Origin of the sequence: Hydrogenophaga sp. SNF1, from assembly GCF_034421675.1 — a bacterium.
Classification (GTDB): domain Bacteria; phylum Pseudomonadota; class Gammaproteobacteria; order Burkholderiales; family Burkholderiaceae_C; genus Hydrogenophaga; species Hydrogenophaga borbori.
Window position 1 is genome coordinate 3,846,712 of sequence record NZ_CP139793.1, and the last position, 12,389, is coordinate 3,859,100.

General features: G+C 69.1%; 11 protein-coding genes. 10 read left to right on the forward strand and 1 reads right to left on the reverse strand.

The features are described 5' to 3' along the window. The 6 genes from SOM08_RS18425 (at window position 1) to SOM08_RS18450 (ending at window position 6,903) form a co-directional block, all read left to right on the forward strand. Window positions 1-1,077, forward strand: coding sequence for a branched-chain amino acid ABC transporter permease (locus tag SOM08_RS18425; RefSeq protein WP_116961070.1), 1,077 nt, complete (start codon window positions 1-3; stop codon window positions 1,075-1,077). A gap of 63 nt (window positions 1,078-1,140) precedes the next feature. Continuing rightward, window positions 1,141-2,472 carry an ABC transporter substrate-binding protein gene (locus tag SOM08_RS18430; protein ID WP_070400679.1) on the forward strand — a complete coding sequence of 444 codons (1,332 nt, stop codon included), beginning with the start codon at window positions 1,141-1,143 and terminating at the stop codon, window positions 2,470-2,472. Between the two features lie 82 nt (window positions 2,473-2,554). Then, a complete protein-coding gene (locus SOM08_RS18435; protein WP_322469474.1) occupies window positions 2,555-3,367 on the forward strand; it encodes an ABC transporter ATP-binding protein in 813 nt (270 codons plus the stop codon). Next, window positions 3,367-4,623: a phenylacetate--CoA ligase family protein gene (locus SOM08_RS18440; protein ID WP_322469475.1), complete on the forward strand. Its 1,257-nt coding sequence runs from the start codon at window positions 3,367-3,369 to the stop codon at window positions 4,621-4,623. Before SOM08_RS18435 ends, SOM08_RS18440 begins: the two co-directional genes overlap by 1 nt. Before the next feature lie 114 nt (window positions 4,624-4,737). Beyond that, on the forward strand, window positions 4,738-5,724 hold the full coding sequence (locus tag SOM08_RS18445) for a tripartite tricarboxylate transporter substrate-binding protein (RefSeq protein ID WP_116959946.1): 987 nt from the start codon (window positions 4,738-4,740) through the stop codon (window positions 5,722-5,724). Between the two features lie 189 nt (window positions 5,725-5,913). Then, window positions 5,914-6,903: a tripartite tricarboxylate transporter substrate binding protein gene (locus tag SOM08_RS18450; RefSeq protein WP_116959945.1), complete on the forward strand. Its 990-nt coding sequence runs from the start codon at window positions 5,914-5,916 to the stop codon at window positions 6,901-6,903. 15 nt (window positions 6,904-6,918) lie between these two features. Here the strand turns inward: SOM08_RS18450 and SOM08_RS18455 are convergent, their stop codons facing one another. Beyond that, window positions 6,919-7,245 carry a DUF1840 domain-containing protein gene (locus SOM08_RS18455; RefSeq protein WP_116959944.1) on the reverse strand — a complete coding sequence of 109 codons (327 nt, stop codon included), beginning with the start codon at window positions 7,243-7,245 and terminating at the stop codon, window positions 6,919-6,921. 135 nt (window positions 7,246-7,380) lie between these two features. On the opposite strand from SOM08_RS18455, the gene SOM08_RS18460 reads away from it, so the two are divergent. Genes SOM08_RS18460 through SOM08_RS18475 form a run of 4 tightly spaced genes read left to right on the forward strand, consistent with a single transcriptional unit; the run spans window position 7,381 to window position 12,377 of the window. Then, complete coding sequence (locus tag SOM08_RS18460; RefSeq protein ID WP_322469476.1) at window positions 7,381-9,825, forward strand: bifunctional salicylyl-CoA 5-hydroxylase/oxidoreductase; 2,445 nt, start codon at window positions 7,381-7,383, stop codon at window positions 9,823-9,825. 14 nt (window positions 9,826-9,839) lie between these two features. Next, on the forward strand, window positions 9,840-10,328 hold the full coding sequence (locus SOM08_RS18465; RefSeq protein WP_070400745.1) for a MarR family winged helix-turn-helix transcriptional regulator: 489 nt from the start codon (window positions 9,840-9,842) through the stop codon (window positions 10,326-10,328). Then, complete coding sequence (locus SOM08_RS18470; RefSeq protein ID WP_116959942.1) at window positions 10,325-11,176, forward strand: enoyl-CoA hydratase family protein; 852 nt, start codon at window positions 10,325-10,327, stop codon at window positions 11,174-11,176. The genes SOM08_RS18465 and SOM08_RS18470 overlap by 4 nt, the downstream gene beginning before the upstream one ends. A 4-nt stretch (window positions 11,177-11,180) precedes the next feature. After that, window positions 11,181-12,377, forward strand: a complete 1,197-nt coding sequence (locus tag SOM08_RS18475) for an acyl-CoA dehydrogenase family protein (protein ID WP_322469477.1) — start codon at window positions 11,181-11,183, stop codon at window positions 12,375-12,377. The last annotated feature ends 12 nt before the right edge of the window (window positions 12,378-12,389 follow it).

Below are 12,389 nucleotides of genomic sequence, written 5' to 3' on the forward strand. Positions count from 1 at the left end.
ATGTTCTATCGCGAAAACGGTCAGTTCAAGACCTCCTACCGCGCCGACCAGCAGATCTTCCCCATCGACCAGGACCGATGGCTCGTGCTCGCGCTCATCGCATTGTCCTTCGTGGCGGTGCCGCTGCTGGCCAGCGACTACATGATGCGCGCGATCCTGATCCCCTTCCTGATCATGTCGCTGGCCGCGCTGGGCGTGAACATCCTGGTGGGTTACTGCGGCCAGATCTCGCTGGGGTCGGGCGCCTTCATGGCGGTGGGCGCCTACATGGCCTACAACTTCTTCGTGCGCATCCCGGGCATGCCGCTGGTGCCCGCGCTGCTGCTGGGCGGCCTGTGCGCCACTGCGTTCGGCGTGCTGTTCGGCCTGCCCAGCCTGCGCGTCAAGGGCCTGTACCTCGCCGTCGCCACGCTGGCCGCGCAGTTCTTCGCCGACTGGATGTTCCTGCGCGTGAAGTGGTTCGTGAACGACTCGCCCTCGGGTTCGGTGTCGGTCAACCACCTGCAGATCTTCGGCCTGCCGATCGAAAGCGCGGTGAGCAAGTACCTGTTCTGCCTGGCGGTGCTGGTGGTGCTGGCGCTGCTGGCCAAGAACCTGGTGCGCAGCGCCATCGGCCGCGAGTGGATGGCCATCCGCGACATGGACGTGGCCGCGGCGGTCATCGGCATCCGCCCGATGTACGCCAAGCTCACCGCCTTTGCGGTCTCCAGCTTCATCATCGGCGTGGCCGGTGGCCTGTGGGCCTTCGTCTACCTGGGCGCCTGGGAGCCCGCTGCCTTCGGGGTGGACCTGTCTTTCCGCCTGCTGTTCATGGTGATCATCGGCGGCCTGGGCTCCATCATGGGCGCCTTCTTCGGCGCGGCCTTCATCGTGGTGTTGCCCATCGTGCTCAACCAGGCGCTGCCGGCCTTCGGCGAGCTGTTCGGCGTGAGCCTGTCCACCGCCGCCGTCTCGCACGTCGAACTCATGGTCTTCGGCGGCCTGATCGTCTGGTTCCTGATCGTCGAGCCGCATGGACTGGCCAAGCTGTGGTCCATCGGCAAGCAGAAGCTGCGGCTGTGGCCCTTCCCCCACTGAGCCCACCCCGAGCCTTCTTTCCAATTTTTCGCCCGCGTCAACTTCATCCACAGGAGACAAACCATGAAGCTTCGCCATCTGGTCCTTGCCGTCGCCGCGCTGGCGTGCGGCGCAACTTCGCTGGTGGCCACCAGCGCCTTCGCCCAGGCCAAGGAGCAGTTCTTCCCGCTCCTGTCGTACCGCACCGGGCCCTATGCGCCCAACGGCACCCCCTGGGCCAACGGCAAGCAGGACTACCTCAAGCTCATCAACGCGCGCGATGGCGGCATCAACGGCGTCAAGCTCACATTCGAGGAATGCGAGACCGGCTATGCCACCGACCGCGGCGTCGAATGTTATGAGCGCCTCAAGAGCCGCCCGGGCGTGACCCTGTTCGACCCGCAGGCCACCGGCATCACCTTCGCGCTGACCGAGAAGGTCCCCACCGACAAGATTCCGCTGATCACGCTGGGCTACGGTCTGTCGGTCTCCCAGGACGGCAACGCCTTCAAGTGGAACTTCCCGCTCATGGGCAGCTACTGGACGGGCGCCGACATCCTGATCCAGCACATCGGCCAGAAGGAAGGCGGCCTGGACAAGCTCAAGGGCAAGAAGATCGCCCTGGTCTACCACGACTCGCCTTTCGGCAAGGAGCCCATCCCCCTGCTGCAGGAACGCCAGCGCATGCACGGCTTCGACCTGCAGCTGATCCCCGTGACCGCGCCCGGCGTGGAGCAGAAAGCCGCCTGGCTGCAGGTGCGCCAGAGCCGCCCCGACTACGTGCTGCTGTGGGGCTGGGGCGTGATGAACTCCACCGCCCTCAAGGAAGCCCAGGCCACGGGCTACCCGCGCGAGAAGATGTACGGCGTGTGGTGGGCCGGCGCCGAACCCGACGTGAAGGACGTGGGCCAGGGCGCCAAGGGCTACAACGCGCTCGCACTCAACACCTCGGGCCAGCAGCCCAAGGTGATCCAGGACATCCTCAAGCTGGTGCACGACAAGGGCCAGGGTACGGGACCGAAGGACGAGGTGGGCTCGGTGCTGTACACGCGTGGCGTGATCATCCAGATGCTGGGCGTGGAAGCCGTGCGCCGCGCGCAGGAGCGCTTCGGCAAGGGCAAGGTCATGACGGGCGAGCAGGTGCGCTGGGGCCTGGAGAACCTGGCGCTGGACCAGAAGAAGCTCGACGCGCTGGGCTTCGCCGGCGTCATGCGCCCGCTGTCCACCTCGTGCAACGACCACATGGGCTCGACCTGGGCGCGCGTGCACACCTGGGACGGCGCCAAGTGGAACTTCAGCTCCGACTTCATGCAGGCCGATGAGCAGATCATCAAGCCCATGGTGAAGGCGGGCGCCGACAAGTACCTGGCCGACAAGAAGATGTCGCGCCGGGCCGCCTCGGACTGCGGTTCCTGATCCCTCCCGCGCCGCGCCTCGCGCGCGGCGCCATCTGCAAGGGCGGCGCGCTGCCCTTGCACATGGACACGAAGGAATCCCCATGAGCACCGACCCATCCATCGTCCTCAACGTCAACGGCATCGAGGTCATCTACAACCACGTGATCCTGGTGCTCAAAGGCGTCTCGCTGAGCGTGCGCGAGGGCCAGATCGCGGCCATCCTGGGCGGCAACGGCGCGGGCAAGACCACCACGCTGCGCGCCGTCTCCAACCTGCTCAAAGGCGAGCGCGGCGAGGTCACCAAGGGCAGCATCGAGCTGCGCGGCGAGCGCATCGAGAACCTCTCGCCGGCCGACCTCGTGCAGCGCGGCGTGGTGCAGGTCATGGAGGGGCGCCACTGCTTCGCGCACCTCACCATCGAGGAAAACCTCATGACCGGCTCCTACACCCGCAAGGACCGCGCCGAGGTCGCACGCAACCTGGAGAAGGTCTACGCCTACTTCCCGCGCCTGAAGACGCGGCGCACCAGCCAGGCCGCCTACACCAGCGGCGGCGAGCAGCAGATGTGCGCCATCGGGCGCGCGCTCATGGCCAACCCCAGCGTGGTGCTGCTCGACGAGCCCAGCATGGGCCTGGCGCCGCAGATCGTCGAGGAGGTCTTCGAGATCGTGAAGGACCTCAACCACAAGGAGCGCGTGACCTTCCTGCTGGCCGAGCAGAACACCAACATGGCACTGCGCTACGCCGACTACGGCTACATCATGGAGAGCGGGCGCATCGTCATGGACGGGCCCGCGCCCGAGCTGCGCAACAACGAGGACGTCAAGGAGTTCTACCTCGGCATGGGCGGCGGCGAACGCAAGAGCTTCAAGGACGTGAAGAGCTACAAGCGGAGGAAAAGGTGGCTGGCGTGATGAATCCGTTCTTCGATGCGCTGGAGACGCGCGCCCCCGCGCAACGCGAGGCCGAGCAGATGGCCGCGCTGGCGCGGCAGGTCGCGCACGCGCAGGCGCACAGCCCGGCCTTCGCCGAGATCCTGAGCGGCGTGGACGCGTCCGGCGTGAACAGCCGCGCCGCGCTGGCCAAGCTGCCGGTCACGCGCAAAAGCAGCCTGCTGGCGCGCCAGCGCGCCCAGGTCGCCCGCGACGCCTTCGGCGGCTTCAGCACCCTGGTGCGGGGACCCGCAATGACGCGCCTGTACGCGTCGCCCGGCCCGATCTACGAACCCGAGGGCGCGACGCGCGACTACTGGCGCACCGGACGCGCCCTGTTCGCGGCGGGCTTTCGGGCCGGCGAGCTGGTGCACAACGCCTTCAGCTATCACATGACGCCGGGCGCCTTCATCCTGGAGTCGGGCGCGCACGCGGTGGGCTGCACCGTCTTTCCCGCCGGCACCGGCCAGACCGAACAGCAGCTGCAGGCCATGGCCGAGCTGCGGCCCGAGGGCTACACCGGCACGCCCAGCTTCCTGCGCATCCTGATCGAGAAAGCCGCCGAAACCGGCGCGGACCTCTCGTCCCTGACGAAGGCGGTGGTGGGCGGCGAGGCCTGCCCGCCCAGCCTGACCGCCTGGTTCGCCGAACGCGGCGTGGCCGTGTACCAGACCTATGCCACCGCCGACCTCGGCCTGGTGGCCTATGAAACCGCCGCCCGCGAGGGCCTGGTGCTGGAAGAGCACGTGATCGTGGAGATCGTGCGCCCGGGCACGGACGATCCCGTGGCCGAAGGCGAGGTCGGTGAGCTGGTGGTCACCACGCTCAATCCGGCTTACCCGCTGATCCGCTTCGGCACCGGCGACCTCTCGGCCATGCTGCCGGGCGCCTGTCCCACGGGCCGCACGGCGCCGCGCATCAAGGGCTGGATGGGCCGCGCCGACCAGACCACCAAGGTGCGCGGCATGTTCGTGCACCCCTCCCAGGTGGCCGACATCGCGCGCCGCTTCCCGCAGATCCGCAAGGCCCGACTGGTGGTCAGCGGCGAGATGGCCAGCGACCAGCTCTGCCTGCGGGTAGAGGCCGAACCGGGCGGCCAGGCCACCGAGGCGCTGCGCGAGAGCATCGCCGCCGCCGTTCGCGATATCACCAAGCTGCGCGGCGAGGTGGAGCTGGTGGCGCCCGGCAGCCTGCCCAACGACGGCAAGGTGATCGAGGACGCCCGCAGCTACCGCTGAAGGGCGCCGGGACAGGGGTTTGTACGGGTGGGGGGCTACGTATTTCCCGCGATGGCCGTCCCTGCGGGCCCGCATAGCATGCGCGGGTCATTAACCTCCCTACAGGAGACAACCATGAAACAGCTCGTCACCCTGGCCCTGGGCACAACCCTGGCGGTGGGCGCGTTCGCCCAGGCCTTCCCCAGCAAGCCCGTCACCTTCGTGGTGCCCTTCGCCGCCGGCGGCCCGACCGACCTGGTGGCGCGCCAGCTCGCCGAGGCCATGCGCAAGCCGCTGGGCAACAACGCCAACATCGTGGTCGAGAACACCGCCGGCGCCGGCGGCACCATCGCCGCGACCCGCGTGGCCCGCGCCCCCAAGGACGGCTACACCCTGCTCGTGTGGCACATCGGCATGGCCGCCACCGACAGCCTCTACAAGAAGAAGCAGTTCAGCGCCCTGGACGACTTCGAGTACCTGGGCGCCATCAACGACGTGCCCATGACGCTGCTGGGTTCCAACAAGCTCAACGCCAACACCTACCGCGACTTCGAGGCCTACATCCGCTCCAACGGCGGCAAGCTCAACCTGGCGCACGCCGGCCTGGGTTCGGCCTCGCACATCTGCGGCCTGATGTGGCAGCACGCCGTGAAGCTCGACAAGTCCATGACCACCATCGCCTACCGCGGCACCGGCCCGGCCATGAACGACCTCATCGGCGGCCAGGTGGACGTGATGTGCGACCAGACCACCAACACCACCTCGCAGATCGAGGGCGGCCGCGTGAAGGCCTTCGCCGTGACCACGGCCAAGCCGCTGAGCAACCACCCCATCCTCAAGCACTACCCCTCGCTGCAGGAAATGGGCCTCAAGGGCTTCAACCTCACCATCTGGCACGGCATGTACGCCCCGAAGGGCACGCCGCCCGACGTGCTGAAGAAGCTCAATGACGCCCTCAAGGTCGCGCTCAAGGACCCCGAGTTCATCAAGCGCCAGGAAGAACTGGGCGCCATCGTGGTGACCGACGACCGCGTCACGCCCGAAGGCCACAAGAAGTTCGTGGCCAACGAGATCGCCAAGCTCAAGGTGGTGATCGACGCGGCCGGCCAGTACGCCGACTGACAGAAGGCTCCCCCCGCGGCGCTTCGCGCCACCCCCCTGAGCGGGGGCGACACCTGCGGCCCGGCACAGCCGGTTCCGCGGTGTCGCTGGGCTGACACCTGCGCTCGCCAGGTGGTAGTCCTCCGGTTGACTCCTCAGATGGTCCCTATAGGCTGGCGGTCACTCACCGCACTGATCAGGAGCCCGTCCATGCGCCTCAGCCGCCGATCCCTCGTTGCCCTCGCCACCGCCCTGGCCCTGCCTGCCGCCACGCTCGCACAGGGTGCCTGGCCGACCAAGCCGGTGCGCATCGTCGTGCCCTTCGCGCCGGGCGGCACCACCGACATCCTGGCCCGCACCCTCGCGCCCGAACTGAGCAAGGCCTTCGGCCAGAGCTTCGTGGTGGAGAACCGCGCGGGCGCTGGCGGCAACATCGGCGCCGAGGTGGTGGCCAAGTCGCCCGCTGACGGCTACACCCTGCTCATGGGCACCGTGGGCACGCACGGCATCAACAAGTCGCTGTACAGCAAGCTGCCCTACGACCCGCAGAAGGACTTCGCGCCCGTGACCCTGGTGGCCGGCGTGCCCAACGTGATGGTGATGAGCACCCGGCGCGCGCAGGAACTGGGGGTCCACAACGTGGCAGATTTCATCCGGGTCGCCAAGGCCCGGCCGGGGCGCCTGAACATGGCCTCCAGCGGCAATGGCACCTCCATCCACCTGGCCGGCGAGCTGTTCAAGTCGCGCACCGGCATCTTCATGACGCACATCCCCTACCGCGGCTCGGGGCCGGCCATGACGGACCTGCTGGCAGGCAACATGGACGTGATGTTCGACAACCTGCCCTCGGCGATGGCGCACATCCAGGCCGGCAACCTCAAGGCCTTCGCCGTGACCAGCGCGGTGCGCTCGGCCGCCCTGCCCGACGTGCCCACGGTGGCCGAGGCAGGCAAGCTGCCGGGCTTCGAGGCCAGCTCCTGGTTCGGCCTGCTCGCGCCGGCCGGCACGCCGCCTGACACCGTGAACCGCCTGCAGCAGGAAACCGCCAAGGCCCTCAACGCCCCGGCAGTGAAGGAACGCCTGCTGGCCCAGGGCGCCATCCCCAGTGGCAACACGCCGGCCGAGTTCGCGGCCCTGATCGACGCGGAAATCCGCAAGTGGGAGGCTGTGGTGAAGGCCTCGGGCGCGAAGGTGGATTGACGGCGGCAGGCGGGCTCACACCCCCCAGACCACCTCCACGCGCTCCTTCAGGGCGCGCTGCAGCATTTCAATGAAGGGCGTGCTGCGCATGCGCAGGCTCACGCTCTCGAACGTCGGCGGGACCTCGCCCTTGGCCTCGGCCTCGTCGCGCAGGCGCTTGTGTTCGGCTTCCTCGTTCAGCACCGCGGCGCGGATCGCGTCGATCGCGCGCGGCATGTCGTCGGGCAGCAGCACCCCGGGGCTGTCCGGGTCCTTGCCCAGGATTTCCAGCATGCGCTTGCCGTGCGCCGGCAGCATGACGAGATCGCCGGTCTCCCGGGATTTGAAGCGGTACACACTCATGTCGTTTCTCGAACACGGAACGCCTGACCTTACTCCCTTGGGGACGGCCACGCCAGTGCGCTGATGTAACACGGCCTTCACTGGCAAGGGTTTACCCGGTTGTTCGCTGATGTTTCATGTCTAAACTAATTAAACATGAAAACGTCGCTGCAACGCATCCTGTGCATTGGTGGTGGCCCGGCGGGGCTGTACTTCGCGCTGTTGATGAAGCGGCGACAGCCCTCGCTGGAGGTCACGGTCGTCGAGCGCAACCGCCCCTTCGACACCTTCGGCTGGGGCGTGGTGCTGTCCGACCAGACCCTGGGCAATCTGCGCGCGGCCGACCCCGAAACGGCCCAGGAAATCGGCGACGCCTTCAACCACTGGGACGACATCGAGGTCTTCTACAAAGGCCGCAGCGTGCGCAGCGGCGGCCACGGCTTCTGCGGCATTGGCCGCAAGCGGCTGCTCAACGTGCTGCAGGCGCGCTGCCAGCAGCTCGGCGTCAAGCTGGTGTTCGAGACCGACGTCACCGACGACCAGGCCCTGGCCGCGCAGTACCAGGCCGACCTGGTCATCGCCAGCGACGGCCTCAACAGCCGCGTGCGCACACGCTACGCCAGCACCTTTGAGCCCGACATCGACAACCGCCAGTGCCGCTTCGTGTGGCTTGGCACCAAAAAGACCTTCGACGCCTTCACCTTCGCCTTCGTCCAGACCGAGCATGGCTGGTTCCAGGCCCACGCCTACCAGTTCGACGCCGACACCTCGACCTTCATCGTGGAGACGCCCGAACACGTGTGGAAGGCGCACGGCATCGACCAGATGAGCCAGGAGGACGGCATCGCCTTCTGCGAGAAGCTCTTCGCGCCCTACCTCGACGGCCACCGCCTCATCAGCAACGCCGGCCACCTGCGCGGCTCGGCCATCTGGATCCGCTTCCCGCGCGTGATCTGCAAGACCTGGGTGCACTGGCAAGACATCGACCCCCACGCGCCGCCGCTGCGCGGGTCGCTCCCCTCCGAGGCGGCTGATCCGGCTGGGGGCGACCCGGCGCCGGGTCGCACAGCGCGGCGCGTCCCCATCGTGCTGATGGGCGACGCCGCGCACACGGCGCACTTCTCCATCGGCAGCGGCACCAAGCTCGCCCTGGAAGACGCCATCGACCTGGCCACCGAGTTCGAGCGCCACCCCGACGCCGACGTCGCCACGGTGCTGCAGGCCTACGAAGCCCGGCGCAGCGTGGAGGTGCTCAAGATCCAGAACGCCGCGCGCAACTCCACCGAGTGGTTCGAGCACGTGGACCGCTACACCGGCATGGAGATCGAGCAGTTCGCCTACTCGCTGCTCACGCGCAGCCAGCGCATCAGCCATGAGAACCTGCGCCTGCGCGACGCCCGCTGGCTGGAAGGCTACGAGAACTGGCTCGCGACGCGCGCCGGCAGCGCGGCCGCGAAACACCCCACACCCCCCATGCTGCTGCCGCTGACGGTGCGCGGCCTGTCCCTGAAGAACCGCATCGTCGTATCGCCCATGGCGCAGTACAAGGCGCAGGACGGCGTGGTGGGCGACTGGCACTTCGTTCATCTGGGCGCGCGCGCCGCGGGCGGCGCCGCGCTGGTGATGGTCGAGATGACCAGCCCCACACCCGAGGGCCGCATCACCCCCGGCTGCCCCGGGCTGTGGAACGACGCGCAGCAGCGCGCCTTCGAGCGCATCGTTCGCTTCGCCCATGAGCAGGGCAACGGCGTGAAGATCGGCCTGCAGCTCGGCCACAGCGGCCCCAAGGGCTCCACGCAACTGGGCTGGGAACAGATCGACGAACCCCTGCCCAGAGGCAACTGGCCGCTGCTGTCGGCCAGCGCCCTGCCCTACGGCGAGCAGAACCAGGTGCCGCGCGCCATGACCCGCGCCGACATGGACGCCATGACCGCCGCCTTCGTCGACTCGACGCGGCGCGCCGCCGCCGCCGGCTTCGACTGGCTGGAGCTGCACTGCGCGCACGGCTACCTGCTCTCGGCCTTCATCTGTCCGCTCACCAACCAGCGCACAGACGCCTATGGCGGCTCGCTGGAGAACCGCTGCCGCTACCCGCTGGAAGTCTTCCAGGCCATGCGCGCCGCCTGGCCCGCCGACAGGCCCATGAGCGTGCGCATCTCGGCGCACGACTGGGCGCCCGGTGGCAACACGCCCGACGACGCGGTGGCCATCGCGCGCCTGTTCAAGGCCGCTGGCTGCGACGTGATCGACGTCTCCTCGGGTCAGACCACGCGCCAGGCCAAGCCGGTGTATGGCCGCATGTACCAGACACCGTTCGCCGACCGCGTGCGCAACGAGGTCGACATCCTGACCATGGCCGTGGGCGCCATCAGCGAGGCCGACCACGCCAACAGCATCGTGGCCGCGGGCCGCGCCGACCTGTGCGCCGTGGCCCGACCGCACCTGGCCAACCCGGCCTGGACGCTGCACGAGGCCGCCAAGCTGCAGACCCGCGCCATCGATTGGCCCGCGCCCTACCTGAGCGGGCGCGACCAGCTCTACCGGGAGATCGCCCGCCAGCAAGCCATGAAAGCGCAAGAGGAAGAGGAGGCCAGCAAATGAACGCTCTCGAAAACCTGGACCTCGAGGCGCGCGCGCACAGCGAGCACGCGCATGAGCTGCGCCTGTGGTTGCGCCTGCTCACCTGCTCGCAGCTGATCGAGAAGCGCGTGCGCGCGGGGCTTCGCGAGCACTTCGACACCACGCTGCCGCGCTTCGACCTGATGGCGCAGCTCGAACGCCACCCGGACGGACTGAAGATGAAGGAGCTGTCGCACCGGCTCATGGTCACGGGTGGCAACGTCACCGGCATCACCGACCAGCTCGTGGCCGAGGGCCTGGTCGAGCGCACCGGCGTCGAGGGCGACCGCCGCGCCTTCCGCGTGCGCCTGACCGAGCGCGGCCGCCGCGCCTTCACCCAGATGGCCGAGCAGCACGAGCACTGGATCGTGGAGGCCTTCGAGGGCCTGTCGCCGCGCGACCTCGAGCAGCTCTACAAGCTGCTGGGCAAGGTCAAGCAGCACCAGCTCGAACTCAACCAGCGCCTGACGGACGCCATCGAATGAAACACCCCATCCCCGACCACAACCCCATGCGCGGCCAGTACGCGCCGGCCCCGGCCTCGCCCCGGCACTTCGCCCTGTCCATCGCCGGTGGCGTGGCCACCGTCACGCTCAACCGCCCGGACCGCAAGAACCCGCTCACCTTCGACTCGTACGCCGAGCTGCGCGACTGGTTCCACGGCCTGCAACGCGCCACCGACGTGAAGGCGGTGGTGCTCACCGGCGCGGGCGGCAACTTCTGCTCCGGCGGCGACGTGCACGAGATCATCGGTCCGCTGACGAAGATGACCATGCCCGAGCTGCTGGCCTTCACGCGCATGACGGGCGCGCTGGTGAGCGCCATGCGCGCCTGCCCGCAGCCCATCGTGGCGGCCATCGACGGCGTGTGCGCCGGCGCCGGCGCCATGATGGCCCTGGCCAGCGACCTGCGCCTGGGCACGGCGCGCGCCAGCACCGCCTTCCTGTTCACGCGCGTGGGCCTGGCCGGCGCCGACATGGGCGCCTGCGCCCTGCTGCCGCGCCTGATCGGCCAGGGCCGCGCCAGCGAGCTGCTGTTCACCGGCCGCGCCATGAAGGCCGACGAGGGCCTGGCCTGGGGCTTCTTCAACGCCCTGCACGAGCCCGAGGCCCTGCACGGGGCAGCGCTCCAGCTCGCGTCCTCGCTCGCCGAAGGCCCGACCTTCGCGCACGGCATGACCAAGACCATGTTGCACCAGGAGTGGGCCATGACGCTGGACCAGGCCATCGAGGCCGAGGCCCAGGCCCAGGCCATCTGCATGCAGACGCAGGACTTCCGCCGCGCCTACGAGGCCTTCGCGGCGAAGCAGCGCCCGGTCTTCGAGGGGGACTGAGCCCATGGTCGCCTTCGACCGCCCCCATGGCATGACCCCGCCGCAGGCGCAGTGGGAGCTGCCCTTTTTCGGCGAACACCACCGCGCGCTCGCCCTGGGCCTGGCCGACTGGGCCGGCGCGCAGCGGGTCGACGAATCCGACGACCGCCGCGCCTGCCGCGACTGGGTGCGCCGCCTGGGTGACGCCGGCTGGCTGCGCTACTGCGTGCCCGCCGCGCACGGCGGTGCGCTCGACAAGCTCGACTCGCGCGCGCTCGTGGTCCTGCGCGAAACGCTGGCCTTCCACTCGCCGCTGGCCGACTTCGCCTTCGCCATGCAAGGCCTGGGCAGCGGCAGCATCACGCTCGGGGGCAGCGAGGCGCAGCGCGAGCAGCGCCTGCGCGCCGTGGCCAGTGGCGCGCAGATCGCCGCCTTCGCGCTCAGCGAACCCGAGGCCGGTTCCGACGTGGCCGGTATGCGAACCCGCGCCCGCCCGGTGGACGGCGGCTGGGCACTGGATGGCTGCAAGACCTGGATCAGCAACGGCGGCCTGGCCGACTACTACGTGGTCTTCGCCAAGACCACGCCCGACGCCGGCGCGCGCGGCATCAGCGCCTTCGTCGTGCCGGCCGACGCGCCGGGCCTGGACACCACCGAGCACATCGACGTGATGGCCCCACACCCGCTCGCCACCCTGCGCTTCAAGGACTGCCGCGTCGGCGCCGACGCGCTGGTGGGCACGGTGGACGGGGGCTTCAAGCTGGCCATGCAGACGCTGGACATCTTCCGCGCCTCGGTGGCCGCCGCCGCGCTGGGCATGGCACGCCGCGCCTTCGCCGAGGCGGTGGCCCACGCGAAGCGGCGCGAGATGTTCGGCCAGCACCTGGCCGACTTCCAGCTCACTCAGGCGCGCCTGGGCGAAATGAGCGCGCTGATCGACGCCGCCGCGATGCTCACCTACCGCGCCGCCTGGATGCGCGACGAGAGCGCCTCGCACGGCGCCGGCACACCGGCCTATACCGCCGCCGCCGCGGCCGCCAAGCTCACCGCCACCGAGAACGCGCAGTGCGTGATCGACATGGCCGTGCAGATGTTCGGCGGGCGCGGCGTGCGCGTGGGCGAGGTGGTGGAACACCTCTACCGCGACATCCGCTCGCTGCGCATCTACGAGGGCGCGAGCGAAGTGCAGCTCCTGATCCTCGGCAAGAACGCCCTGCGTTGAACCAGAGACACC